Here is a 26,206-nt window from a genome sequence, read left to right on the forward strand (position 1 = left end):
GAGCAGCATGACGGTCCAGGAGCTGCCCGGTGCCGTCGCCTACCGACCCACCCCGCCCCCGGCGTGGAAGCCCCGCATCGATCCCGCCCCCCTGCTTCCCGACCCGGAGCCGCGTCGCGTGCTCGGCACGGAGGCCGCTGCGGACGTCGACCCCGAACTGCTGCTGACGCTGTACGCGCAACTGGTCCGCGGCCGTCGTTACAACACCCAGGCGACGGCGCTGACCAAGCAGGGCAGGCTCGCCGTCTACCCCTCCAGCACCGGGCAGGAGGCGTGCGAGATCGCCGCCGCGCTCGCACTTGAGGAGCGGGACTGGCTCTTTCCCAGCTATCGGGACACGCTCGCGGCCGTGGCGCGCGGTCTGGATCCGGTGGATGCGCTCACCCTGCTGAGGGGTGACTGGCACACCGGGTACGACCCGCGTGAGCGCCGGATAGCGCCCCTGTGCACCCCGCTGGCCACCCAATTGCCCCACGCGGTGGGGCTGGCTCATGCGGCCAGGCTCAAGGGGGACGACGTCGTCGCGCTCGCCATGGTCGGCGACGGCGGTACCAGCGAGGGTGATTTCCATGAGGCACTGAACTTCGCGGCGGTCTGGCAGGCGCCCGTCGTCTTCCTCGTGCAGAACAACGGCTTTGCGATCTCGGTTCCGCTGGCCAAGCAGACCGCGGCACCCTCCCTCGCCCACAAGGCCGTCGGGTACGGAATGCCGGGCCGTCTGGTCGACGGGAATGACGCACCCGCTGTGCACCAGGTCCTGGTCGAAGCCGTCGCGCGGGCCCGACGGGGCGGTGGTCCCACGCTGATCGAAGCGATCACCTACCGCATCGACGCACATACGAACGCCGACGACGCCACCCGCTACCGCGCCTCCGGTGAGATCGACGCCTGGCGGGAGCACGACCCCATCCGTCTGATGGAGCAGGAGCTGACCCGGCGCGGACTGCTCGACGACACGGTCAAGGAGGCCGCGTCGGAGGCGGCCGAAGCCATGGCGGCCGATCTGCGGCAGCGGATGAACGCCGATCCGGTGCTCGATCCGATGGATCTCTTCGCCCATGTCTTCGCCGAACGCAGCAGTCAGCTACGGGAGCAGGAGGCGCAGCTGCGCGCCGAGCTGGAAGCAGGGGGGGATCAGCGATGACCACGGCCGCGGCGCACTCCGCCCCCGCCAAACCGGCGACCATGGCACTGGCGCTCCAGCGCGCGATGCGCGATGCCATGGCGGAGGACCCGACCGTCCATGTCCTCGGTGAGGACGTCGGCACCCTCGGCGGTGTCTTCCGGATCACCGACGGGCTCGCCAAGGAGTTCGGCGACGACCGTTGTACGGACACCCCGCTGGCCGAGGCCGGCATCCTCGGTACGGCGGTCGGCATGGCGATGTACGGCCTGCGACCGGTGGTCGAGATGCAGTTCGACGCCTTTGCCTATCCGGCGTTCGAGCAGTTGATCAGCCATGTCTCACGGATGCGCAACCGCACCAGGGGAGGGCTGGCGCTCCCCATCACCGTGCGTGTGCCCTACGGCGGTGGCATCGGCGGGGTCGAGCACCACAGTGACTCGTCCGAGGCTTACTACATGGCCACTCCGGGGCTCCAGGTCGTCACCCCGGCGACCGTCGAGGACGCCTACGGGCTGCTTCGCGCCGCCATCGCCTCGGACGATCCGGTGGTCTTCCTGGAGCCGAAGCGGCTGTACTGGTCGAAGGCGGCCTGGTCACCGCAGGAGCCGGCTGCCGTGGAGCCCATAGGCCGGGCCGTGGTCCGGCGGGCGGGTCGCAGCGCCACGCTGATCACTTACGGCCCCTCCCTGCCGGTCTGTCTGGAGGCGGCACAGGCCGCCGAGGCCGAGGGCTGGGACCTCGAGGTCGTCGACCTCCGGTCGCTGGTGCCGTTCGACGATGAAACGGTCTGTGCGTCCGTTCGTCGCACGGGTCGCGCGGTCGTCGTCCACGAGGCCACCGGGTTCGGCGGACCCGGTGGAGAGATCGTCGCCAGGGTGACCGAGCGCTGTTTCCACCACCTGGAGGCGCCAGTACTGCGAGTGACCGGTTTCGACATTCCCTATCCACCACCGATGCTGGAGAGGCACCATCTGCCTGGAGTGGATCGGGTGCTGGACGCGGTGGCGCGATTGCAGTGGGAGGCGGGGAGCTGATGGCGCAGGTACTGGAGTTCAAGCTGCCGGATCTCGGCGAGGGACTGACCGAGGCGGAGATCGTGCGCTGGTTGGTTGCCGTGGGTGACGTGGTGGCGATCGACCAGCCTGTCGTCGAGGTGGAGACGGCCAAGGCGATGGTGGAGGTGCCGTGTCCCTACGGGGGTGTGGTGACCGCCCGGTTCGGTGAAGAGGGCTCCGAGCTGCCGGTGGGGGCGCCCCTGCTGATGGTGGCCGTGGGTGCGACAGCCGGCGAGGAAGCGACCGGGACATCCGGGGGACAGCCCGCGGACCATGCCGCACCGGCCGCCGGGAGCACTACCGCGATGGGTTCGGCCGAGGCCGCCGGCGCGACTGCGGATGCGGGCCGGTCCCGGCCGGAGGATGTGCCGACCGGATCGGGGTCGACCGGATCGGCATCGGACGGGCGTACGGAGGGCTCGGGGAACGTCCTGGTCGGTTACGGCACGGGGGCTCCCATCGCACGGCGCCGCAGGATCCGACCGACGGCTCCCGGAGCGGCGCCGCACGGCCCGGATCGGTCCGTGGCGCCTGCTCGAACGAACGCCACGACACCGGCACTGACCGCCATCCGTGCGGGAACCGCACGTTCAGTGGCGCCCTCCCACCCCGGTTCCCAGGGTTCCACCACGGGAAGTCAGGCCCTGGACCGCGACTCCGCCGATCCGAACGGAGCGAGCGGGCCCCTGCCAGTGATCTCACCCCTGGTGCGGCGCCTCGCCCGGGACAACGGGCTGGATCTGAGGCAACTGCCCGGATCGGGTCCTGATGGACTGATCCTGCGTGCCGATGTCGAGTACGCCCTGCGGGCAGCCAGTGCCGCCACGGCTTCGACCCCGCCCGCACCCAAGCTGGTCCCCCAGCCGGCCCCCGTGGCCGTGGCCTCGGTCGACAGCGCTCCCCGCGGCGAGCGGATACCGCTGCGCGGACTCAGGGGGGTGGTCGCCGACAAGCTGTCCCGCAGCCGTAGCGAGATTCCCGACGCCACCTGCTGGGTGGACGCTGACGCGACCGAACTCATGGCAGCCCGCGCCGCCATGAACACGACCGGGGGCCCCAAGGTCTCACTGCTGGCTCTCCTCGCCCGGATCTGCGCCGCTGCCCTGGCCCGACACCCGGAGCTCAACTCCACGGTCGATCTGGAAGCCCGCGAGGTCGTGGTCCTCCCCGAGGTGCACTTGGGGTTCGCCGCACAGACCGAGCGCGGACTGTTCGTACCGGTGGTTCGGGACGCTCATCTGCGGTCAGCCGAGTCGCTCTCGACGGAGTTCGCGCGACTGACGGAAGCTGCCAGGGAAGGGGCCCTCACCCCCGCAGAGCTCACCGGCGGCACCTTCACCCTCAACAACTACGGAGTGTTCGGCGTCGACGGCTCCACCCCGATCATCAACCACCCCGAGGCCGCGATGCTCGGAGTGGGGAGGATCGTGCCCAAGCCATGGGTGCACCAGGGCGAGCTCGCCGTACGACAGGTGGTTCAGCTCTCGCTCACCTTCGACCACCGGGTGTGCGACGGAGGCACTGCGGGAGGGTTCCTGCGTTACGTGGCCGACTGCGTGGAGCAGCCGGCGGTCCTTCTGCGCGGTCTCTAGCCATACGGACGCGGTCTGGCCATACGGGTCGGGCAGCGGCTCCGGCCGCTTCTCCGACCGTGGCGGGCGCACGATACTTCAGCCATGACCGACACGACATCCACGGACGCCTTTGACGCCATCGTGCTGGCCGGAGGCAGGGCACAACGACTGGGCGGGGTCGACAAGCCAGGGCTCAGCGTGGGTGGGCGCACCTTGCTCGACCGGGTGCTCGCCGCCTGCCGGGGTGCGCGGCGCACGGTGGTCGTCGGAGGGCGCAGGGGTACCGAGCGCCCGGTGGTCTGGGCCCAGGAGAACCCTCCGGGGGGCGGTCCTGTGGCCGCTCTGGACGCGGGACTTCGACAGTTGGCCAGGGAGTGGCAGCGGTCGGCCGCCGATACCGGCCGCGCGGGGGATACCGATCGAGTCGCGGCGGGGAGCCGAAGCGAGGGGGATGTACGCGGTAGGAGCGGGGCGGGCAGTGAACGTTCGACGGCCGCAGCCGGAGCCGCAGCCGAAGCAGGAGCCGGGGGTCGTGCCGGGGGCCAGGAGCCGGGCGAGCCTCGAAACGTCCTGGTCCTCTCGGCAGATCTGCCCTTCCTGCGAGAACCGACCGTCCAAGGACTGATCCGCACACTGGAGGGTGAAGGGAACGGCCGAGAAGGAGTGCTGCTCACCGATGCCACAGGGCGTGAGCAGCCATTGGTCGCCGTCTACCGGGCCGAGCCGTTGCGCCGGGAGATCGCTCTCCTGGCCACCGAGTACGGGAGCCTGTCCGGACTGTCACTACGGCTGCTCACCGGAGAGCTGGACCTCGGGCGGCTGGCTGATGAGCCATCGGCCGCATTCGACTGCGACACCTGGGAGGACGTCTCCGCCGCCAGGGCCCGCATCAGGGAGCATGGACATGTGCTCGATGAATGGATTGCCGCGGTCAAGGACGAACTCGACATCGAACTCGATGTGGATGTCTCCGGGCTGCTCGACCTCGCCCGGGACGCCGCCCATGGGGTGGCACGGCCAGCCGCGCCCCTGACAACCTTCCTGGTCGGGTACGCGGCCGGTGCAGCAGCCCATCGAGGCGAGGAGGCCGTCGCGGCAGCCACCCGTAAGGCCGAGGCGCTCGCTCGCCGCTGGGCCGAGGAAGCCACCACCGGTACCGCGGGCCAGCCACGGCGCGCCGAGTCACGTTCTGCCGCTGATCAGCCGGTGCCGGGTGAGGGCGAAGACAACGGTCGGGGTGCTCCCCCTGCCTCCGAGTCCGGTCCGGGAGAGACGGGTGCCAGATGAATCGTCGACCTCGCAAGACCACTCCAGGAGCGGGCTCACCAGCGACTGAAGCCACGCCCAGGGTGAGCACGCCAGAGGCAGGTGCCACGCCAGGAGCCGATGTCAGGTCAGGGGCTGAAGCCCCACCCCGAGCGCGTACATCAGGAGCCGGTGCCGCACCCGGAGCCGGTGCCGCACCCGGAGCTGGCGGGAAATCCATCGGAAGCTCTTCACCCGCGCACCAATCGCCGACCGAGAGTCAGCCGACCGAGACGACCGAGAGTCATGAGCCTCAGCCTCGGCCGACGACCAGGAGCACCACCCGACGATCTCTCCGAGCCGCGCTCCTCGAACGCTCCGAAGCCCCCGACGGCAATGGCGACAACACGGTGGATCGCTCCGACGACGGTGGGAACACGGCGCATCGCCGCGACCCCGAGCAAGGGGAGCTGCCGGTGGGCGAGCCCGACGGCTTTGCGGAGGCACTCGCCCTCGTGGGCCGCCAGCAGCCCTCCGCCGCTGTCCTCGGGAGAACCCGGAATGAAGCTGCTGATCGGAGAGGTGAACCGCGACCCATGGCATGGGACTCGGCTCGAACCATGGCGGTACGCGCCGGCCGAGCCTGCCCGCCGCGGATCCGACAGGTCTCCCTGGAGCAGTCGTTGGGCCACCTGCTCGCGGCTCCGCTTGTCGCACTCTGCGATCTGCCCCCCTTCGACACCTCGGCCATGGACGGATGGGCGGTGGCCGGACCGGGGCCCTGGGGGATCGTCGGCGGCGGTTCTCTGCTGGCAGGACAGGGCGCCACGACTCCCTTGGAGGACGGGTCAGCGGTCAGGATCGCCACGGGTGCTCGTATTCCTCCTGAGGCCACCGCCGTGATCCGTACCGAACACGCCCGCACGGATGCAGAGCATCGACAGCTCAGCACGGACCGTTCCACCAGCCCCGGGCAGGACATCAGGCCACGAGGGCAGGAATGCCGCTCCGGAGACCAGTTGCTTCCTGCCTCCGCCCTGGTCACCCCCGCAGTCCTGGGAATGGCTGCCGCCGCCGGATACGACGAACTCTCGATCGTCGTGCGACCACGTGCTGAGGTGCTGATCCTCGGAGACGAACTGCTCACCGAAGGGTTGCCACACGACGGGTTGATCCGGGACGCCCTGGGCCCGCTGGTCGGCCCCTGGCTTGCCGCGCTCGGTGTCGATGTGATCGGTACCCGGCTCATCGGCGATGACGCAGATGCGCTCTACCAGGCCGTCATCACCTCCGAAGCCGATCTCGTCCTGACGACCGGTGGTACTGCGGCAGGCCCGGTCGACCATGTCCATCCGGTGCTTCACAAGGCAGGCGCGGAGCTGCTCATCGATTCGGTAGCCGTTCGTCCGGGGCATCCGATGTTGCTGGCGGCCTGGGGACTCCGAGGGAGTGGCGGTCGCCCCCGATATCTGGTGGGGTTGCCCGGCAATCCGCTCGCCGCGGTCTCTGGACTGCTGTCTCTTGTTCAGCCGCTGCTGAGGGGACTCATGGGGTTGCCCCTGACCGACCCCCACCGTGCGCCGATGAGGGAGCCGCTGCCGGGCCACCCACAGGACACTCGACTCATCCCCGCTGTCCTCCGCGAAGGCCAACTGGTACCGCTGCGCTATGGCGGACCGGCCATGCTGCGGGGTGTGGTCGCTGCCGACGGCTTGGCCGTGGTGCCACCGGGCGGTGTTCGCTCCGGAGAGGTCGTGGAGCTTTTGGACCTCCCCTGGGCCCTGGGAGCGTAAACCGTGTCGCCATGTTTCACGTGAAACGTGCCAGACGGGTCATGTACTGCACCTGTGCCACTCCACCTCGCTGTTCCCTCGCCACCGTTCCCTCACCGCCGTTGGGTAGGTCAGCTCGGGCCTCGGTCGTTCGCCGGATGAGAGCTTCGATCAGCCCTGGGGGACGTTGGGCTGCGCAGCCGTCCACACTGCCTCGATCCGGCCGATCCGGCCGATCCGGCCGTCCACGCGGCGCCGCTATGGATTGCCTGAACTTCAGTGGGGTGTCTGGGAACGGAAACTATGGCCCAGCTCGGGGCCGAGCCCGAAGTAGTGGCGGAAGTTGTAGATCAATGGGCTCCACCGGGCCGGGTCGATGTGCTGAGAGCCGGGGACGACGATGCGTGGATCCGCGTGGACCCTGAGCACTTGGGCTTCGACGATGAGGAATCCGCCGGAGACATCGGGTTGGACCCTGGTGGCACGGGCTTCCAGCTGGAGCGGGCAGTCGGCAACTCGGGGCGGCCGGACCAGCTCGGATGGCGTGGACCGTAGGTCGGCAGCCACGAACTTGTCCCGCTCGAATCGGAATCTGTCGCGTTTGTTCACCGGCACGGGGGAGCGGCCGGTGAGGGGCGCGAGTCTCTCCACCGCCTGCCACTGAGGGGGCGCGGGCATACTGATCACGAGTTCTGGGCGCTCGCGGAGGTTGTGCGCGGTCTGCCCCTCGCCTCCCAGACCGAGGACGATCGCCTGTCCCAGTGCCCAGGCCGATGACATCGGGGCGAGGTTGAAGGAACCGTCCTCGTTCTCGGTGGACAGCAGCACGACCGGTGTCCCGAAGTACAGGACGCTCGGCGTGATGGTCAGGTGATCGGAAGGCGCGGTGGAAGGAAGGTCGCCAGGCTCGGCGCAGGGTCGCACGGTGGTGTTCATGGAGCACGAAGGTAGGGCGAGGACTCTTCGGTCCGTGCCGAACGATCGCGGATGCAAGATGGAGGACCATGAACAGCCGTGATGCACATCTTCAGGTTCCGGATCTGGCAGCTCTGGCCGGCCTCCTGGCCGACAGCACCAGGGCGGGCTTCTGTCTCGCCCTCTTGGACGGCCGGGCCTGGACCGCGATCGAGCTTGCTCGCCATGCCGGAGTGGCCGCCTCGACCGCGACCGAGCACCTGAACCGCCTTGTCGCCGGAGGATTGCTGACCCAGGAGCGCCAGGGCCGCCATCGCTATGTTCGGCTGACCGACCCTGCCACGGCGGAATTGATCGAGACCCTCGCCTCCATGGCCCCTCGGCAGACCGCCCCGCCCCGATCGCTGCCGGACGTCAACCGCAGCCGGGCCCTGGCCCGTGCCCGTACCTGCTACGACCACCTTGCCGGCGCACTGGGGGTCGCGATCACCGAGGCCATGACCGAGCGGGGACTTCTGGACTGGGAGCACGGACTGAGGCTCACCGGCGACGGAACCGCTTGGTTGGGCGAGCTCGGCATCACGCTGGCGCCTGCCACCCGCCGTCCCCCCGTCCGCTCGTGCGTGGACTGGACGGAGCGTCGGCCCCATCTGGCTGGTGCTGTCGGTGCCGCCGTGTGTCGTCATGCCTTCGACTCGGGCTGGATCACCCGGATCGGAACGGGACGCGCCATTGCACTCACCGATGTGGGCCGCTCAGCCCTCCGCGAAGCTCTGGGCATGTCCGACGGTGCACTTCCGGCTGAGCCTCGCTCCTAGTGGCTCAGCCGGGAGCGGTCAGTCAACGGAGAAGTCGGTCTGTTCCCGGCTGATCGTGATCAGTTGGTCACCGAATTGCAGTTGAGCGCACTCGGGGTCGGCATAGTCGAGCATCTTCTTCCTACGGACCACGGCCACGACGAGATCGGTACATTCACGGGGTGATCGCCCCACTTCGCCTTTGGTGACGGAGCGTTCTGTGAGGTTCAGTCCGCTGCCGCGCGTCATCAGGTCTTCCAGGGTGTCGGCGACATGGGGACTCGCCATCGAGACGCCCAACAGCCTTCCCGCGGAACTGGAACTGGTGACCACCGTGTCGGCGCCGCTCTGTTTCAGCAGCGGTACGTTCTCGTCCTCGCGGACCGCGACCACGATGGCGGCCCTCTTGTTGAGCTGGCGAGCGGTGAGAGTGACCAGGGTTGCGGTGTCATCCCGCTGCGGAGCGATGATCACCCGGGCCGCGGCCTGGAGCTCCGCCTTGAGGAGGGTTCGGGAGCGGGTGGCGTCCCCGAGGACCGCCACCAGTCCATCGGCGCTCGCAGCGTCGACCGCCTTCTGCTGAGGATCGACCACGACGATCTTCTCCTTGGGGATGCCCTGACCCCGGAGCGTCTCGATGGCGTGCCGTCCCTTGGTGCCGTAGCCGACCACGATGACGTGGTTCCGCATCCGGGAGCGCCAGCGGTGGACACGGACCTGCTGACGGGTTCGCTCGGTGAGCACCTCCAGCGTGGTGCCGACCAGGATGATCAGGAACAGCACGCGCAGTGGGGTGATGATGAAGATGTTCGTCAGTCGCGCCCCGTCGCTGACCGGGGCGATGTCGCCGTAGCCGGTCGTGGAGAGCGTGACGGTCGTGTAGTACGCGGCGTCGAGGAAGTCGACCTTCCCATCCGCGTTGTCGCTGTAGCCCGCGCGGTCGAACCAGACCAGCAGTGTGGTGACGATCAGGACGAGCAGGGCCATGGCCAACCGGCGCAGCACCTGCTGGAGCGGCGGGACACTCGCCTGTGCGGGCATGGTGATGGCGCGTCCGGCCTCGTCATCGTCTCGGGCCTCACTGCGCGAGCGGTACCAGAGGGATCGCAGGATCGAGAGTCTCCCTGCCTTGGTCGGCGGTTTCTCGGCCCTCATCGGTGTTCCCCTCTGGCGGTTGCCCGGTCGATCGCTCAGGCATGTGCCCATGGTCCCCGATCTTGCGCGGTGAGGCGGTAACTCTGGATACCGCGCCGGGGTACGAGAGAGGTTGTCGAGGTGCCACTCACGAACACGCACGAGCACTGTCGAGGAAGAGATGCCACTCACAGGGCAAGGAAGGTCGCTGTTCGTGGTGTGTGCCGGGAGCCAGTGGGCGGGTGCGGGGCGAGCGCCCAGCGGGACAGTGCCCCCCTAGGAGTGACTCCGTAGCCTCTTCTGCTGGTGAACCCCTGCGGGGCAGTGCGCGGATGGCAGTCGAGCCCCGGGCGTCGGGGGCCGGTCGGTCGACCGTCAGATCTCGGTGGCAGGAGATCTGCTGTTTGGCGCGGACATCCGGCGTGGAACGTACGAAGGCGTCCTCGGTGGCCGCGTTGGCGGTAGCGTCGGTCACCCGGGCCGTGGGGTCCGGCCGCACCCTGGCGCAGACCGTCGCGGCCCGCTCCGGGGTGGGGTCCAGAACCGTTGGAGGCTTGGCTTGCGAGAGCACACCGTCATCGTCGGATTCGGTACGAAGGGCCGCTCCGCGATTTTGACGCTGACCGCCACGGGGCTGGAGAAGGAAAAGATCATTGTTGTCGATCCCAGTACGAAGGTGATCGAGGCCGCCGCCGCCGAGGGCTTCGCCGGTGTCGTGGGTGATGCCACCCGCAGTGATGTGCTCATCCGGGCCGAGGTCCAGCGGGCAGGACGGATCATCATCGCCACTCAGCGCGATGACACGGCCGTCCTGGTTGCCCTCACCGCACGGCAGTTGAACCGGGAAGCGAAGATCGTCGCGGCGGTCCGCGAGGAGGAGAACGCACCCCTGCTGCGGCAGTCGGGTGCCGATGCGGTCATCACCAGCGCCAGTGCGGCCGGCCGGCTGTTGGGTCTCTCCGTGCTCAGTCCGAGTGCCGGTGCGGTGATGGAGGATCTGATCCAGCAGGGCAGCGGGCTCGATCTTGTCGAACGGCCGGTGATAAAGGCCGAAGTGGGGTTGAGCGTGCGGGAGACCAGCGATCTCGTGGTGAGCGTGCTGCGGGGCCATCGATTGATCGGCTACGACGACCCGTCCGCCAGTCCGCTCCAGTTGACGGACCGTCTGATCACGATCGTGCGCGCCAGCAACGTACTGCCAGCACGCGACGCTTAGCCGAAGCCGAAGTCGAAGCCGAAGCCGAGTCGGGCGTGGCTGGGCATTGGCGTGGGTGATCGAGCCCCGTCCGGGTGGCTACCTGGTGAGTACCCGGTGGATCCCGGTGTCTTCACAAGGGTCGGACTCATAGCCGAAGGTCGGGCGGTCTCGGCTGGACGGTGCGGTCTTCGGCGTGCGTGCCGTGGGCCCTGCGGTGCCGGCCATCACCCGGGAGTACCCTCGCCGCCATGTATGCGATCACGATTCCCGAACCCGGTGGTCCCGAGGCACTGGTGTGGACGGCGGTGCCCGATCCGAAGCCGGGCGAGGGGGAAGTCCTCGTCGAGGTCGCGGCCAGTGCGGTCAACAGGGCTGACCTCCTCCAGCGCCAGGGCTTCTACGATCCTCCGCCGGGCGCCTCCCCCTATCCAGGGTTGGAGTGCTCCGGACGCATCGTGGAACTGGGCAGTGGGGTGTCCGGCTGGGCCGTCGGTGACGAGGTGTGCGCACTCCTCGCCGGCGGTGGCTATGCGCAGCAGGTCGTCGTACCTGTCGGGCAGTTGCTTCCGGTGCCCAAGGGCCTCGATCTGGTCTCCGCGGCTGCGCTCCCGGAAGTGACGGCGACCGTCTGGTCCAACGTCTTTATGATCGCGCATCTGCGTCCTGGTGAGACGATCCTAATCCACGGCGGTGCGAGCGGCATCGGCACCATGGCCATCCAACTCGCCAAGGCGGTCGGGGCGACGGTCGCGGTGACCGCGGGCAGCCCCGACAAGCTGGCGCGCTGTGCAGAGTTGGGCGCGGACATACTGATCGACTACCGCCAGCAGGACTTCGTCGAAGAGCTGCGCAAGGCCACGGCCGGCGCGGGCGCCGATGTGATCCTCGACATCATGGGCGCCAAGTATCTGGACCGGAACGTGCGCGCGCTGGCGGTCAACGGCAGGCTCGCGGTGATCGGGCTCCAGGGCGGGGTCAAGGGCGAGCTCAATCTGGCGACTCTTCTGGGGAAGCGTGCGGCGTTGACCGCGACCTCCCTACGCGGCCGTCCGCTCGGTGAGAAGGCGTCGATCGTGACTGCCGTACGGGAACACGTGTGGCCGTTGGTGGAGGCAGGGCGGGTGCGGCCTGTGATCGATCGACGGTTGCCCCTTGCGGAGGCGGTCGAGGCGCACCGGGTGTTGGAGCTCGGCGGACATGTGGGGAAGATCCTGCTCGTCGCGGAGGGCACCACCTCCAGGGGCTGAGGCGAACTGAGGGAACGCCTCCTGGTGCAGAAAGGACCGGTCGAATGGAGCGCCCGACCGGCGTGAAGGCCCGACCGGCGAAAGAAGTACCAGAGCAAGCGCCACCCGGAAACGACAGCGGCCGGTCGGGCTGAATGCCCGACCGGCCCTGCAGCTGTTCCTTGGACAGCCGCCCGCCGTCCTCGTGGATCATCCGTGCGGCCTGCGCCGACACATCGGGTCACCAGGCGTCGAGCGGCTCACCAGGCATCGTGCGAAGCCCTACAGATCCACCACGTGCCAAGCCCTACAGATCCACCATGTGCGAGACCTACAGATCATGTACGAGACCTACAGATCATGTACGAGACCTACAGATAGGGCCCGGACCGGATCGCTCCGTGCTCGGGGTGGTCGTCGTCATCGTGGGACGCACCGGGCGGCAGCGCCCTGCGCATCTGCTCCAGTTGCGCTCTCGCGGCCATCTGCTGGGCGAACAGCGCCGTCTGAATGCCGTGGAACAGCCCTTCGAGCCAGCCCACCAGCTGCGCCTGGGCGATGCGCAGCTCCGCCTCGGAGGGGATCGCCTCATCGGTGAAGGGCAGGGAGAGCCGCTCCAGCTCCTCCACCAGCTCGGGAGCGAGGCCGTCTTCCAGTTCCTTCACCGAGCTCGAATGGATCTCCTTGAGCCTGACTCGGCTCGCCTCGTCCAGGGGAGCTGCCCGCACTTCCTCCAGCAGCTGCTTGATCATGCTGCCGATCCGCATGACCTTCGCGGGCTGCTCGACCATCTCCGTCACCGGGACCTCGCGCGACTCGTCGTCACTGCCACCGCCGCCGAGTGCCATCCCGTCCTGCCCCACGACAAGAACGTGGGGGCTGTCCTGCGACCGTTCATTCCTCGGCATCTCCATGTCGCCATTGTCTCGCACATGTGCGTCATCAAGGATCTGCCCCGGTACCAGAGTGATCACTCTGGTACCGGGGCAGGCGGATTTCGGCCGGTGTCTCAGCCGTTGATCACGTCGCTTCGCGGCGGGCCAGCGCGCCGCGGGAGCGGGTGACGAGCGCTGCCAGCAGTGCTGCACCGAGCGGTACGGCCACCAGCAGCAGGAGGAACGTGTCCCACGGCAGCACCAGCGGGAGGTGCGGCACCGAACCCGGGTCGAAGCCCGAGTCCAGCCCCTCCTGGTACCACTTCATCTGTTGGCGCTCCTCGGCCAGCCGCAGGCCGATCGCGGGAAGGATGCCCGCTGCCGAGCCGAGCACCACACCCATCACGGCCACCACCCCGCACTGGAACCCACTGAGCGTCCTGCGCACCCTGGGCGGGGCCCCGACGGCGGCGAGGGTCTTCAGGTCCGCCTCGGCGTCCGCCTGGGCGAGACCGGTGGCGATACCGGCCGCACCGATGGTGATCAGGCCCGCGAAGATGGTCAGGGAGAGCAGGACGATGTCGTTCGGGCTCTTGTAGCCGTCTTCGACGTACAGAGCGACGTCCGTGCCCGTTCTGTCCAGCTGCCCGTCGAGACGCTGCTTCTGCTCGCTGCTGGGAGACTTCTCCGTGGTGAAGTACGAGCCGAAGGGGACGGTCGTGAGACCCGACGCCTTGGCGGTGGCGGGCGGGATGATCATCATCACGGTATAGGACTTCGTCGACTGAGGTGCCTGGTAGGCGTCGAAGGTCTTGACTTCGCCCGGCGGCTGCTTGCCCTCCTGGCGGGCCTTCTCGCTCGCCTCGCGGTCGGTGATCAGCGTCATCTTCACCTTGCCGCCAGGTCCGACCTTGCCGCTCTCGATGAAGCGACGGTCGAACGAGACGACCTTGCCCTCCTTGAGGGCCCGCTCCGCGGCGGCGTCCTTGATGCCGAGGACCGTGAGCAGCTTGTGGTCACCGACCAGCACGCTGTCGCTGCCGCCCCAGGGGCCGCCGTTGGCGCAGCGCCAGTCCTTGGAGAGTTTGCGTCGTTCGGCCTTGCTGAACTTCTCCTCGGCCGAAGCCTCGGGGTTGGCCGGGTCGACCTTCCACAGGGGGCACTCATGAGCCGGCGGCAGCAGCAGCTGCATTTCGCCGCAGCCCTTCGCATAGCTGTACATCTCGCAGTTGATGTTGCCGACCACGATCCGTGCCACATCGGCCTGCACATCGACCGGAAGGTTCCGGACCACCGCGGCCCGCGCCAGAGGAACGTCTCTGCCGCCGCCTTCGTGCAGTTGCAGCGAGACCGCGCCGGTGGGCAGCTGGGGTTCGTACTGGGCCCTCATCTGGGCGTCGTCACTCGCGGCGTAGGTGGCCACCGCCACCGTGCCCGCCACGGCCGCCAGCACCGCCGCCACCGCCGGAGCCGTACGTCCCCGGTTGCGGACCGCGTCCCGCAGGGCGAGCCTCGGCGAGAGCGGCATAAAGCGACCCACCCGGCCGAACAGTCCGACCAGTGCGGGGGTCAGGGCGATGATGCCGAGCTCTGCGAGGCCGCTGCCCGCTCCGACGAGCGTCACTTCCTCGCTCACGGTGGAGCCGTAGAGCGCGATCGCGCCGCCGATGAGGATCGCGACCAGGCCGATCAACGGAAGGACCCGGTTGCTCTTGCGGACACCGCGACGTCCGGTGAGCGAGGAGAGGACCGACTGCCGGGACGAGGTGATGGCGGGTACCAGCGCCGCCATCACACCGGTGAAGACCGCGAGCAGTGCAATACCGAGCAGCTCCAACGGCCGGATGTCCAGACCGCCGAAGCGTGCGCCCATCCACTCCTCCAGCGTCGACTGGAGCGCGAAGGTGAGCAACAGCCCGAGTGCGGTGCCGATGATGGCGGCGGCCACGCCGATGACCAGACCGCCGGCGAGGACGATGGCTCGGATGTGGCTACGGTCCCCACCATTGGCCCCGACCAGACCCAGCTGACGACGGGAGCGCCTGGCGCCGACCGCGAAGGCGGGGCCCGCCAGCAGACAGATCTCCAGGATGGCCAGGCCCGCGACGGTGGCGATGGCCGCAATTGCCGTTGCCTGGCCGGCCGTGCTCATGTCGAACGTGCCCCAGCCGTCCCGCTCGTAGATGGGCACCTCGGACTTGGGCGGCGGATCCAGCAGCACCGCCCGTGAGCTGATCACCGCACCCTTGGCATTGGCCTGCTGGACCATGTTCCACGTGAAACCTCCCTCGACGTCCACGAGATAGCTGGTCGAGGACCCGCTGCCGCGCAGTCCAGCCTTCTCCTGGGCCTTGTCGAACGCCGTGAGGAAAGCACCGGGCAGCAGGGTGACCTGACCCGTTTCCAAGGCTCCGGGCAGCTCATAGGAGCCCACGATCCGGTACTCCCGGTCGAAGCCCCTGGCGCTGAGCTTCGACCCCACCTTGAGCTTGCTCTCCTTCAGGAAGTGCGTGGTCACCATCACTTCGTCGGGCTTCTGCGCGGGCCGTCCCTGAAGGACGGTCAACAAGCCTTTGACCATGGGGTCCGCGGCGTCCAACTCACGCACTTCGGTGCCCAGCAGACCATGCTTCGTGCGCAGTTTGGCGTTGCCCGACCTGTCAGCCAGCACCTTTGCACCGGCAGGCAACGCCTTCTTGATGTTCGCGCTCCTGCCCTCGCCCGGCAGAGAGGGGGCCGACTCCTCCTTGGCCGAGGTGTAGCCCTCGCCGTTCGGTGTCTGGAGGACGGGCTCACCTCCCATACCGGGGTCGGTCACCAGGGCATCCGCGGCGCCCATGGTGATCTCGATCTTCTGCTCGGTGGACACGTCCGAACTGCGCAACGTCACATTCGCCGCGCTCACACCGAGGATGGGGAGGGCGATCATCGCGAGGACGAGCGAACTGCGGCCCTTGGAGCGCCAGGCGTCACGGCGGGCGATGCGGATCGCAGCCCACCAGGAGTGGTACCAGTTCTTCACAGCTGGTTCGCTCCCCGGCCCGAGCCGTCCTGCCCAGGGGCGCCGGCCGTGGCGCTCGACAGCAGTGAGTCGGCCTGGCTGCGTACCGTCTGGTCGACGACCGCGCCATCGCGGAGGAAGACCACACGATCCGCCCACGCGGCGAATCGAGGTTCGTGCGTGACCAGGATTCCGGCAGCACCTGCATCACAGCGGGAGCGCAACAGGGCGAGTACGGACTCACCCGTCTCGGAGTCGAGTGCTCCGGTCGGCTCATCGGCGAGAACCAGACGGCGGTCACCGACCAGTGCGCGGGCTATCGCCACGCGCTGTTGCTGCCCACCGGACATCTCGTCCGGGAAGCGGTCGGCGAGATGGCCGAGGTCCATCTCCACCAGGGCGGCCACGGCCTCGACCTTGGCCTTGCGGGCGGAGACCCCGTCCAACTCGCGTGGCAGGGAGACGTTCTCCGCCGCGGTGAGCGCCGGTATCAGGTTGTAGTCCTGGAAGACATAGCCGATGCTGCGCCGACGCAGTGCGGCGAGCTTCTTGCGGTTCGCATGGGTGATGTCGGTGTCCTCGACGATCACCCGGCCCGAGGTGGGCATGTCGAGGCCGCCCGCGATGGTGAGCAGTGTGGACTTTCCGGAGCCGGACGGCCCCATCACGGCCACCAGTTCACCGGGGAAGACGTCGAGGTTGATTCCGCGCAGGGCGTGTACCTCGGTGGCCCCGGATCCATGAACGCGCGTCAGGTCCTGGAGTTGCAGTACGGGTCGCCGAGACTGTTGTGGCTGAAGTGGTGCGGATGCGGACATGGGTAACGTCCCCCTAGGGCTGGTGGTCGAGCGGTGGGCCGGCGACCGAGCGGTCTTCGCGGCCGGGTGATGCTGCTATGGGGCGGCGGGTTCTGCGCCGCGGTAGTGGTCCGAGGGCGGACCGGGGCTATGGAGGCGGAGACGGGTCCGGGCCGTCCGCTCCGACTGGCGCGGGGAGCGGGGCATCGACCGACTCCGGCGCGATGTCGGGGCCCGGATCGCGAACCGGGCCCGGGATGTCGCTCCGTACGGTGTGGGAGGTGGCGCAGCGAGACCCTTGAGGGGTGCGCCCAGGGCCGGTACCCGTCTGTTGCGACGGATGTCGGCGGCTCCGAGACCCTCTGAGGCCGGTCAGTTCCCCCGTACGTCTCGGAGCGCGGGGTTCACGGCTTGGTGTTCGCTGTACTCAGGTGGAGGTCCTCGCCTGTTCGGTGCGGTCGCTGGGCTGCCGCGCTGATCCATCGGCGCGGTCGCTGGGCTGGCGCGCTGATCCATCCGGGTGAGGTTCCGCATCAGCGGCCCCGGATGTGCCGTGCGCTGTGTTCGGCGAGCCCGTCGCGGGGGGTGTGGTGCCCGATCCGGTCGTGGCCGCGAGCCTGATGAGCCGCACTTCGCAGTGGTCGAGCCAACGGGCCTCGGCCTCCGTCTGGAAGATCAGCTGCTCCAGCACGAGCAGCCAGGCCACGTCGTCCCGCTCCCCCGTACCGCCGTGCTCGATGGCCTTCAGGGCCTGGGCCTTGAGCCGGGTGTAGTCCTGCATCGCCTTCACGGTGTGGTGGCGCTGGGACTGGATCACGGCCCGGATGTCCACACCGGGGGCCCCGATCGCCATCGCGAGCTTGATGGCCAGTTCATTGCGCGGTGGGTTGCTGCGGTCCACCGGGCGCTCGAACCAGTTCCTCAGTTCGGTCTTCCCCGCTTCGGTGATGCCGTACAGCGCATGGCCGGCATCGTCCTCGCCGGACTGCTCGACCATCCCGTCGCGTTCCAGACGGCTGAGGGTCGTGTACACCTGGCCCACGTTGAGCGGCCAGGTGGCCCCGGTGCGCGACTCGAACTCGGTACGGAGTTGTGAGCCGTACCGAGGGCCGTGCTCTAGAAGGGCGAGAAGCCCGTGACGGATGGACATACTCGGTATGTATACCGGGTATGCCCATGCGGGCCAACCGTCGATAGTGGGAACCGCACGGTCCATCTCAAGACGGACAGGGCTGGTTCTCCCGGGGGGTGGGGCCGAGAGCGGGACCCCGCGCCACCGGCTCGGACAGGGCCTATCGGCGCCGCATCCGCACCCCGAGGAAGCCGATCCCCAACCCCATCAGTGCCATCCCGATACCCAGGGAGAGCAGCGAGATCTGCTGCGCTGCCGGTGCGGGGACGGTCTGGCTGGGGTGTTGACGCGCCGCTGCGGGAGCCCCCGTACCCCGGGGTTCGTCCATGGCCGTGCCGGGTTCCTCCGCCTCAGGTGCCATGTCCTCCTCGGGAAGGGGGTCCGACGCGTCCGGGGATATCGCGGCAGGGGCCTCGGGAGACGACGAGTTGGGACGAGGTTGTGACGTGGTGTCCGTGGGCGCCGCGGACCCGTTGCGTGTCGCCGAGTCAGAGTCAGAGGCGGCGGCTGATGTCTCGTCCGTACGGAGGCGTTCTTCGGCCGCCGAGCGCCCCGGCCGGGTCCGCCCCTCGCCGGCCGCCCGCCCGGCGAGGGACGCGGTGGGTGAGGCGGTGGGGCGCTCTGCGGGCCGTTCCTGTTCCACCGCATGGGCGAGGGGTGGGGAGTAGAGCACCATCGCGGCGGCAACGGCGATCACACACCGCCGCCCGCGGAGCCTTGGAGTCACCCGGAACCCCTCCCGTGCCGAGCCGCTGAGTCAGTGAAGCCAGCGTCACATGCAGGGATGGATCCGGCATCTCGGGCAGCTGCCGATCCAACCGGCCGGGCAATGCCCCCGGGCGGACGGCGGACCTGGACCCGCGGCGCGGGAAGCTCCCCGAGGAGGTCAGTCGGACTTGCCCGTGGAGATCGTCAACTCGAACTCCTGGTTCTTCGGCTCCACCGCGGAGTCCTTCCGCGGGAACTGGTCGATCACCGCGTCCTTGGGCCACTGGGGGTTGTTCTCCTCGCGCACCGTCCAGGTCCATCCCGCGGCGCGCAGACACTCCTTCACCGACATCACGTCCTTGTAGATGAGGTCGGGCGCCTGCACCTTCTTCGGGTCCCCGCTGTCCTCGTAGGCGTCGGTGCACTTGCTGGTCTCGATGGTCCGGGTGCGGTCCGGTGGGAGGGCGGTGCCCGTACCCGGCGTGTCGGCCGAAGCGGAAGCAGTCGGGGTTTCCGTGGTCGTCCCGTTGGTCCCGTCGTCCTTGGTGCGGTTCTCGATCGCCGAGATGATTCCGCCGAGGATCACCAGTCCGAGGAAGACCGACGCCAGAGTGATCACGACCTTGCGCCCGGTGTTGCGGGGCGCGGGCGCGTTCTGCGCCGGCGAGATGGTGTACGAGTGCGGCGGGACCCCCGCCAGCGGACCGCTCGCCGAGTACCCGGGGCCCGGTGTGGGCGGACCGGTCGGTTGTGGGGCGGGAGTGTGAGGCGCCTGGGGATAGCCGTACTGAGGGGTGGGAGTGCCGTACGGTCCCGGCTGGTAGGACGGCTGTACGCCCGGTGGCGGCGGTGCCGACTGGTCCAGCGGCGGGAAGACGGTCGAGGACACCCCCGCTCCGTGGGCCGTGGGAGCCCCGCTGACGATCACCGGTGCGGCGCTCTGTCCGGCGTTCGCCACCCGGGCACACTCGTCGGCCATCGCGGCGGCACTGGGGAACCGCTCGTTCGGGTTCTTCTTCAGTGCCCGTGCGACCAGCGCGTCCATCGCGGGCGTGACCGACCGGTTGATCGTGGAGGGCGCGACCGGCTCCTCCTGGACGTGTGCGTACGCGATGGCCAGCGGTGAGTCCGCATCGAACGGAAGCCGCCCGGTGAGCAACTGGAAGAGCATGATGCCGACCGAGTACAGATCGGAACGCGCGTCCACCCCGCGGCCGAGGGCCTGCTCCGGCGAGAGGTACTGGGGCGTTCCCACGACCATGCCGGTCTGCGTCATGGACGTGACGCCCGACTGCATCGCCCGCGCGATGCCGAAGTCCATCACCTTGACCACACCGCGCCTGGTCATCATCACGTTGCCGGGCTTGATGTCCCGGTGGACCAGTCCGACCTCATGGCTGGTCTCCAGCGCGGCCAGCACATCGGCCGTCACCTTGAGCGCCTTGTCGGCCGGCATCGCGCCGTACCGCTGGACATCGGAGTTCAGTACGGAGCCCAGCGGCTGCCCCTCGACGTACTCCATGACGATGTACGGCATCAGGGCGCCGCCCAACTCGTCCTCGCCGGTGTCGAAGACGGAGACGATGTTGGGGTGTGACAGTTTGGCGACGGATTGCGCCTCGCGCCGGAACCGCTCGCGGAACGACTGCTCGCGTCCCAGTTCGGTGTGGAGTGTCTTGATCGCCACCTGGCGATCGAGTGCCGAGTCGTAGGCCAGATAGACGGAGGCCATGCCGCCCTCGCCGAGCAGATCGCGAAGTTGGTACCGACCACCTGCCAGCGAACCGCCCGCATAGCGGCCCTGCGCGCCGTCCTGGCTCATGACTGTGCTTCCCCCTCGGCGCGGACGCTACGGAGAACAGGAAATTTCGGCTTACGCAGCAGACAGGTGCGAAAGGTGTTCATTTCCTGGCGATCCGTGTTCCGTGCCCCCGTTGAAGTTCGGTTGACCCCAGGTTCCTGGTGTCTCGTTCCTTAAGACCCGTTCCCATGAGGACCGGTGCCCTGTGAAACTGGGATCAGTGATCCCCATTACGGGGCAAGTCTGCCCGAGGGGTCCAGCACGTCAAGCCAGGTGCCCGATCCGTGACCGTACGCACAAGAAGCGTCCTGCAAGCGTTACAAGAGATCCATGGAATTTGCGTGGTCTGGCTCACAGCGGGTTTGATGACCGGTCGATCCCAGCCAGCCCTGTCCGGTGAAGGCTGTAGCGTGAGGCCACGCAACGGATACACAGATGAGACGGCGAGGACTGATGGCACCCGAACCCGAAGCCGGCGGCGGCGTGCCCGATGCACCGGACTCCTGGGGTATCGGCAAAGTGGTCGGTGACGGCCGCTACCGCATGACGCACCGCCTGGGGCGCGGCGGCATGGCCGAGGTCTTCGCGGCGGAGGACGTGCGACTGGGTCGTACGGTCGCGGTGAAGCTCCTGCGCACCGATCTCGCCGAGGACCCGATCGCCAAGGCCCGGTTCACCCGGGAGGCACAGTCGGTCGCCGGACTCAACCACCACGCGATCGTCGCCGTGTACGACTCCGGCGAGGACCAGGTGGGCGGCCAGCCGGTGCCGTACATCGTCATGGAGTTGGTCGAGGGCCGCACGATCCGCGATCTCCTCATCAATGCCGAGGCGCCGCCGCCCGAGCAGGCGTTGATCATCGTGTCCGGGGTGTTGGAGGCACTGGCCTACTCGCACCAGCACGGCATCGTCCACCGGGACATCAAGCCCGCGAACGTCATCATCACCAACTCCGGTGCCGTCAAGGTGATGGACTTCGGCATCGCCCGGGCGCTGCACGGCGCTTCCACGACGATGACGCAGACCGGCATGGTCATGGGCACGCCCCAGTACCTCTCGCCCGAGCAGGCGCTGGGCAAGGCCGTCGACCACCGCTCCGACCTCTACGCCACCGGCTGTCTCCTCTACGAACTCCTCGCACTCCGCCCGCCGTTCACGGGGGAGACCCCGCTCTCGGTGGTCTACCAGCACGTCCAGGACATTCCGCTGCCGCCGTCCGAGGCTTCGGACGTGGTGCCGCCCGAGCTCGACGGTCTGGTGATGCGTTCGCTCGCCAAGGACCCGGACGACCGGTTCCAGAGCGCCGAGGAGATGCGCGGGCTGGTCCAGTACGGCTTGCAGATGCTCCAGCAGCAGGGGAGCCACAACGGCAGCTGGAACACCGGGCCCGTGCGCGCCCAGGACAGCCGTCCGACGGGGCCGGGGCTCGGGATGGCCGCTGCGGCGACCACGATGCACCACCCCGTCCACGGGGACACCTCGCAGGCTCCGATCCTGCCGCCGATGAACCCGGACGACGGGGCGTACGACGGTGGCCGTCGCGATGGGCGGGGCGGCAACAAGGGATGGATCGTGGCCGCGCTGGCACTGGTCGCCGTGGTGGCGGGGGTCGCCTATGCGCTGAGCCAGACCGATCCGCCTGCGGGCAAGGGCAAGGACGACACCAAGACCTCGCAGAGCCCGTCCGCGCCGGCCGTCTCCACCTCGCCGTCGGCGGAGAGCTCCGAGCAGGAGGACGAGCCCGACGACGAGCCTGACGAGAATCCCAAACAGTCGTACTCGCGTCCGTTCACCAAGGACCCCAAGCCGTCCAAGTCGTGGGAACGCACCTACGACCCGGAGCCCACGAACTCCACGCAGCCGTCGAACACGGCCACCGGGACGAGTGAGCCCGAGCCGGGCAACTCGCCGTCGGAGGAGCCGACCGGTCCGAGCAATGAACCCAATCCCGGTACGAGCGGTGACCCCGGTGGCGGTGACCCCGGTGGCGCCAATCAGGGCGGCGGCGGCACCAACCCGCTGGAGTGAGCACGACCGGAGCCCGGCCCGTAGGACGGGCCGGGCTCCGGTGCTATGCGGTGAAGGCGTCCCGCACCGCCTCGTACTCCCTCGTCCACCACACCGCCAGGGCTGACACCGCACCGAACTGCGGGTCGGCCCTGCGGTCGTGCAGCTGGTACCGCCAGCGCAATATCCAGAAGTCGTTGAGGCGTTCCCACCACACCCGGTGGACCGCCGCCGCCAGCTCTGCCGCGTCGGCTCCCGCGGCCCGTCGATACGCCCGGGCGTACGCCCGCACCTTCGGCAGGGCCAGTTCTCCGGCCGGCTGGACGAAGAAGATCGCGGCTGCCCGCACCGCCTCTTCCGCGCGGGGCTGCACCCCCAGCCGGTCCCAGTCCACGATGGCCGCCGGCTCGGCGCCCCGGTAGAGCAGGTTCAGCGGGTGGAAGTCCCCATGCACCCAGCCGCCCGCCGAGGCAGGCGGTGGTCTGCGGTCGGCGTGAAGTTCCAGGAGCGATCTGCGCTCCAGGAGACGGTGTTCGGCGAGGGTGTCGAAGATGTCGTGGGGCCGGGCGGACCGGGAGAGCGCGAGGAGCTCGTCGATCTGGTTGAAGGTTTCGGCGGGGTCGGCGCTCTCGCACATCCGGTGCTGGGTGGAGTCCATCACCCGTTCGAGGCAGACATGGACGAGCCCGAGCAGTGAACCGAGGCGCCGCGACTGGACCATGCTCAGCTGTGCCCCGTTGCGATGCCGCCCCTCGACCCAGGGGTGGAGGGCGTAGCAGTCGCCGCCGATCACCGCGACCGTGTCGCCGTGCGCGTCCTGGACGGGCGGGGCGACCGGTACGCCGAGCATCTGGAGTCGCTGTGTGGCGCGGTGCTGATGGGCTATGGCCTCGTGGTCGCCGTCGAGATGATGCTTCAGGAAGTAGGTGCCCCTGGTGGTGACGAGACGGTAGCCGCGGTTCAGGAGGCCCTGGGTGACCCGCTCACAGGAGAGCGGTGCACCGGGATCCTCGTAGCGGTGCAACAGGGCACCGACCGGCGGCGCGAGGACAGATGAGCGCAGCACTCACCAAATGATAGATCACGCAGCGTGTCCGTCGTGCAGCTCTTCGCAATAATCGAGGGTGTGCACGGTCACGAACTGCGGCTCGACCCGCATGAAGACCGCCTCGAAGTTCTCTCCGTCGGCCTGGATCGGCTCATGGCCGAAGAGTCGGATCACCTCGTCCGCCGGCCGGACGATCTCCGCCATGCCCGTGAACTGAACGGACCACAGGGTCGTGCCGCCCGAGTTGAAGTTGTCCGCGCCGTAGGCCACGACACTGCCGTTGCAGGCGCGGTGGTAGCCGAAGCCGCGGTGGATGCGGAGCAGCACCCGGCCGTCCTGCACGATGTGCCGGGCCGGAGCCACGAAGGGCATGGCCCGCATGCTCGTCGCCAGTCGGCCGTACGAGACCCGGGTGAGCAGCTCGATGGCGCGGAGTTCCTCGGTGGACATAGGTCCACTTTCGGTTACTTTGCCGTCGCGGGGAAGGGGCAGCCGCCCCTCCTCGACGGGGGCCGAAGGTCCCGTGATCCTCGGCGCCCATCGAGAAGGGGCGCACCCGTGGACCTCGGCACCCGGGCGGTACGCGTTCCCATGCGTTCCGCGCGTGGCTCAGTGGTGCTGTCGCTCGGCCTGTATCCGGGCCACGTAGGCCGCGGCCTGCGAGCGGCGTTCCATCCCCAGCTTGGAGAGCAGGCTGGAGACGTAGTTCTTGATGGTCTTCTCTGCGAGGTGCAGCCGCTCGCCGATGACCCGGTTGGTCAGTCCCTCTCCGATCAGGTCGAGGATCTTGCGCTCCTGCTCGGTCAGCCCGGCGAGCTTGTCGTTGCTCTTGGGGTTGTTCCCGTCGCGCAGTCGCTCCAGTACGCGGGCGGTGGCCACCGGGTCGAGGAGGGACTTTCCGGCCGCCACGCCGCGCACCGCCTCCAGCAGCTCATTTCCACGGATCGCCTTAAGGACATAACCGGATGCACCGGCCATGATGGCGTCAAAAAGTGCCTCGTCATCCGCGAATGACGTCAGCATCAGGCATTTGATGTTCTCGTCCTGGGAACGGATCTCCCGGCAGACCTCGACCCCGCTCCCGTCCGGCAGCCGTACGTCCAGTACGGCCACATCGGGTCGGGTGGCGGGGATTCTGACCATGGCGTCCTCCGCCGTACCGGCTTCGCCGACGACCTCGATGTCGTCTTCGACCGAAAGCAGCTCATGGACGCCACGTCGGACGACTTCATGGTCGTCCAAGAGGAATACGGTGATTTTTCGTTCTTCGCGCACGAATGCAGTCTCACACACCAGCTCTTCCCGTGCCCCGGGTGGCCGGTATACCGTGCCGATGTCTCGACGGCCCGCTGGGTCGTGACCGGTGCTGATCAGGGCTCCTGCCAGCAGTGATTCACCATTTTCTCCGTTTACTTGGAAATCCAAGCAAAAACGCAGGTCAAATGGGGTTCCGCAGGAATGCGCTGTACTGGGTAACGTGCCTTTTGACAGGGTCTCGTCGGGGCACCTGTCACGCCCGTTCAACCGTCTGCCGCACCCACCCCGTGCGGGAGCGGACGAAGGGGCGAGCCTCCCCCTGTCTTCGGCAGGGGCGACCCCAGGCTCCCGGCGAACCCGGGGGACCGGATAGACGGAGGAGCACGCACGTGACCGTGGAGAGCACTGCCGCGCGCAAGCCGCGACGCAGCAGCAAGCGGGTGAGCGCCGCGAAGAAGCCACTCAGTTCCGAGCCCCAACTCGTACAGCTGCTGTCGCCGGAAGGCCAGCGCGTCGAGCACCCTGACTACAGCATCGATCTGACCTCGGAAGAGCTGCGCGGGCTCTACCGGGACATGGTCCTCACCCGTCGCTTCGACGCGGAGGCCACTGCTCTCCAGCGACAGGGCGAACTGGGACTGTGGGCGTCGCTGCTCGGCCAGGAGGCCGCGCAGATCGGCTCGGGCCGCGCCCTCGAAGACGACGACTACGTCTTCCCCACCTACCGTGAGCACGGCGTCGCCTGGTGTCGCGGGGTCGATCCCACCAACCTCCTCGGGATGTTCCGTGGGGTGAACCACGGAGGTTGGGACCCCAACAGCAACAACTTCCACCTCTACACCATCGTCATTGGCTCCCAGACCCTGCACGCCACCGGCTACGCCATGGGTGTGGCCAAGGACGGGGCCGATTCCGCGGTGATCGCGTACTTCGGCGACGGCGCCTCCAGCCAGGGTGACGTGGCCGAGTCCTTCACCTTCTCGGCGGTCTACAACGCACCCGTGGTGTTCTTCTGCCAGAACAACCAGTGGGCGATCTCGGAGCCGACCGAGCGCCAGAGCCGGGTACCGCTCTACCAGCGCGCCCAGGGCTACGGCTTCCCCGGAGTTCGCGTCGACGGCAATGACGTCCTCGCCTGTCTCGCGGTCACCAAGTGGGCCCTGGAACGGGCCCGCAACGGAGAGGGACCCACGCTCGTCGAGGCGTTCACCTACCGCATGGGCGCCCACACCACGTCGGATGACCCGACGAAGTACCGCCACGACGACGAGCGGGCCGCCTGGGAGGCCAAGGACCCGATCCTGCGGCTGCGCACCCTCCTGACCGCCGAAGAGCACGCCGATGAAGCGTTCTTCACCGCGTTGGACGAGGAGAGCGACGTACTGGCCAAGCGGGTGCGGGAGGCGGTTCGGGCCATGCCCGACCCCGACCACATGGCGATCTTCGAGCATGTGTATGCCGACGGCCATGCGCTCGTCGACGAGGAGCGCGCGCAGTTCGCCGCGTACCAGGCGTCATTCGCCGAGGAGGGCAACTGA

Annotated in this window: 20 protein-coding genes and 1 pseudogene; 10 read left to right on the plus strand and 11 right to left on the minus strand. The window is 68.5% G+C overall.

Annotated elements, in window-relative coordinates; translation table 11 throughout:
• The first annotated feature begins 7 nt into the window (after positions 1-7).
• The 5 genes from pdhA (ACFXJL_RS06160) to ACFXJL_RS06180 all read left to right on the plus strand — a co-directional run bounded on the left by pdhA (ACFXJL_RS06160) (position 8) and on the right by ACFXJL_RS06180 (position 6,793).
• Positions 8-1,144, plus strand: coding sequence for a pyruvate dehydrogenase (acetyl-transferring) E1 component subunit alpha (pdhA, locus tag ACFXJL_RS06160; protein WP_384690321.1), 1,137 nt, complete (start codon positions 8-10; stop codon positions 1,142-1,144).
• A complete protein-coding gene (locus tag ACFXJL_RS06165) occupies positions 1,141-2,160 on the plus strand; it encodes an alpha-ketoacid dehydrogenase subunit beta (RefSeq protein ID WP_358876947.1) in 1,020 nt (339 codons plus the stop codon). Before pdhA (ACFXJL_RS06160) ends, ACFXJL_RS06165 begins: the two co-directional genes overlap by 4 nt.
• The gene (locus ACFXJL_RS06170; RefSeq protein WP_384689616.1) at positions 2,160-3,773 is read left to right on the plus strand and encodes a dihydrolipoamide acetyltransferase family protein; all 1,614 of its coding nucleotides are present in this window, start codon (positions 2,160-2,162) and stop codon (positions 3,771-3,773) included. The genes ACFXJL_RS06165 and ACFXJL_RS06170 overlap by 1 nt, the downstream gene beginning before the upstream one ends.
• Positions 3,774-3,857: 84 nt before the next feature.
• A complete protein-coding gene (locus ACFXJL_RS06175) occupies positions 3,858-5,042 on the plus strand; it encodes a DUF6457 domain-containing protein (protein ID WP_384689619.1) in 1,185 nt (394 codons plus the stop codon).
• A 578-nt stretch (positions 5,043-5,620) separates the two neighbouring features.
• The gene (locus tag ACFXJL_RS06180; protein WP_384689622.1) at positions 5,621-6,793 is read left to right on the plus strand and encodes a molybdopterin molybdotransferase MoeA; all 1,173 of its coding nucleotides are present in this window, start codon (positions 5,621-5,623) and stop codon (positions 6,791-6,793) included.
• A gap of 255 nt (positions 6,794-7,048) precedes the next feature.
• Here the strand turns inward: ACFXJL_RS06180 and ACFXJL_RS06185 are convergent, their stop codons facing one another.
• Positions 7,049-7,708 (minus strand): flavin reductase family protein, encoded by a 660-nt coding sequence (locus ACFXJL_RS06185; RefSeq protein ID WP_384689625.1) that lies wholly within the window; start codon positions 7,706-7,708, stop codon positions 7,049-7,051.
• Between the two features lie 68 nt (positions 7,709-7,776).
• On the opposite strand from ACFXJL_RS06185, the gene ACFXJL_RS06190 reads away from it, so the two are divergent.
• A complete protein-coding gene (locus tag ACFXJL_RS06190; protein WP_358876943.1) occupies positions 7,777-8,505 on the plus strand; it encodes a helix-turn-helix domain-containing protein in 729 nt (242 codons plus the stop codon).
• An 18-nt stretch (positions 8,506-8,523) separates the two neighbouring features.
• Here the strand turns inward: ACFXJL_RS06190 and ACFXJL_RS06195 are convergent, their stop codons facing one another.
• Positions 8,524-9,639 (minus strand): potassium channel family protein, encoded by a 1,116-nt coding sequence (locus tag ACFXJL_RS06195; protein WP_384689628.1) that lies wholly within the window; start codon positions 9,637-9,639, stop codon positions 8,524-8,526.
• A 523-nt stretch (positions 9,640-10,162) separates the two neighbouring features.
• Here ACFXJL_RS06195 and ACFXJL_RS06200 point away from each other — a divergent pair.
• A pseudogene (locus ACFXJL_RS06200) lies at positions 10,163-10,834 on the plus strand (potassium channel family protein); the annotation flags it as partial.
• Between the two features lie 230 nt (positions 10,835-11,064).
• Positions 11,065-12,063 carry an NAD(P)H-quinone oxidoreductase gene (locus tag ACFXJL_RS06205; RefSeq protein ID WP_384689631.1) on the plus strand — a complete coding sequence of 333 codons (999 nt, stop codon included), beginning with the start codon at positions 11,065-11,067 and terminating at the stop codon, positions 12,061-12,063.
• 350 nt (positions 12,064-12,413) lie between these two features.
• On the opposite strand, the gene ACFXJL_RS06210 is transcribed toward ACFXJL_RS06205, so the two are convergent.
• The 6 genes from ACFXJL_RS06210 to ACFXJL_RS06235 all read right to left on the minus strand — a co-directional run bounded on the left by ACFXJL_RS06210 (position 12,414) and on the right by ACFXJL_RS06235 (position 20,377).
• Positions 12,414-12,956: a bacterial proteasome activator family protein gene (locus ACFXJL_RS06210; protein ID WP_358876940.1), complete on the minus strand. Its 543-nt coding sequence runs from the start codon at positions 12,954-12,956 to the stop codon at positions 12,414-12,416.
• A 106-nt stretch (positions 12,957-13,062) separates the two neighbouring features.
• The gene (locus ACFXJL_RS06215) at positions 13,063-15,939 is read right to left on the minus strand and encodes an FtsX-like permease family protein (protein ID WP_384689634.1); all 2,877 of its coding nucleotides are present in this window, start codon (positions 15,937-15,939) and stop codon (positions 13,063-13,065) included.
• Positions 15,936-16,736, minus strand: a complete 801-nt coding sequence (locus ACFXJL_RS06220; protein WP_384689637.1) for an ABC transporter ATP-binding protein — start codon at positions 16,734-16,736, stop codon at positions 15,936-15,938. The genes ACFXJL_RS06215 and ACFXJL_RS06220 overlap by 4 nt, the downstream gene beginning before the upstream one ends.
• 406 nt (positions 16,737-17,142) lie before the next feature.
• Complete coding sequence (locus ACFXJL_RS06225; RefSeq protein WP_384689639.1) at positions 17,143-17,865, minus strand: PadR family transcriptional regulator; 723 nt, start codon at positions 17,863-17,865, stop codon at positions 17,143-17,145.
• A gap of 142 nt (positions 17,866-18,007) precedes the next feature.
• Positions 18,008-18,574, minus strand: coding sequence for a hypothetical protein (locus ACFXJL_RS06230; protein ID WP_384689642.1), 567 nt, complete (start codon positions 18,572-18,574; stop codon positions 18,008-18,010).
• 159 nt (positions 18,575-18,733) lie between these two features.
• Positions 18,734-20,377: a protein kinase gene (locus ACFXJL_RS06235; protein WP_358876935.1), complete on the minus strand. Its 1,644-nt coding sequence runs from the start codon at positions 20,375-20,377 to the stop codon at positions 18,734-18,736.
• Positions 20,378-20,809: 432 nt separating this feature from the next.
• Between ACFXJL_RS06235 and ACFXJL_RS06240 the strand changes: the two genes are divergently transcribed.
• Complete coding sequence (locus ACFXJL_RS06240) at positions 20,810-22,384, plus strand: protein kinase (RefSeq protein WP_384690324.1); 1,575 nt, start codon at positions 20,810-20,812, stop codon at positions 22,382-22,384.
• A gap of 43 nt (positions 22,385-22,427) precedes the next feature.
• Here ACFXJL_RS06240 and ACFXJL_RS06245 read toward each other — a convergent pair whose 3' ends face one another.
• The 3 genes from ACFXJL_RS06245 to ACFXJL_RS06255 form a co-directional block, all read right to left on the minus strand.
• Entirely contained in the window at positions 22,428-23,429 is a 1,002-nt protein-coding gene (locus ACFXJL_RS06245; RefSeq protein WP_384633920.1) for a phosphotransferase, read from the minus strand.
• A gap of 15 nt (positions 23,430-23,444) precedes the next feature.
• On the minus strand, positions 23,445-23,861 hold the full coding sequence (locus ACFXJL_RS06250) for a pyridoxamine 5'-phosphate oxidase family protein (RefSeq protein WP_384633917.1): 417 nt from the start codon (positions 23,859-23,861) through the stop codon (positions 23,445-23,447).
• Between the two features lie 159 nt (positions 23,862-24,020).
• Positions 24,021-24,686 (minus strand): response regulator transcription factor, encoded by a 666-nt coding sequence (locus ACFXJL_RS06255; RefSeq protein WP_329021328.1) that lies wholly within the window; start codon positions 24,684-24,686, stop codon positions 24,021-24,023.
• 371 nt (positions 24,687-25,057) lie between these two features.
• On the opposite strand from ACFXJL_RS06255, the gene pdhA (ACFXJL_RS06260) reads away from it, so the two are divergent.
• On the plus strand, positions 25,058-26,206 hold the full coding sequence (gene pdhA / locus ACFXJL_RS06260) for a pyruvate dehydrogenase (acetyl-transferring) E1 component subunit alpha (RefSeq protein ID WP_358876932.1): 1,149 nt from the start codon (positions 25,058-25,060) through the stop codon (positions 26,204-26,206).

The organism is Streptomyces sp. NPDC059256 (assembly GCF_042753785.1).
Lineage (GTDB): Bacteria > Actinomycetota > Actinomycetes > Streptomycetales > Streptomycetaceae > Streptomyces.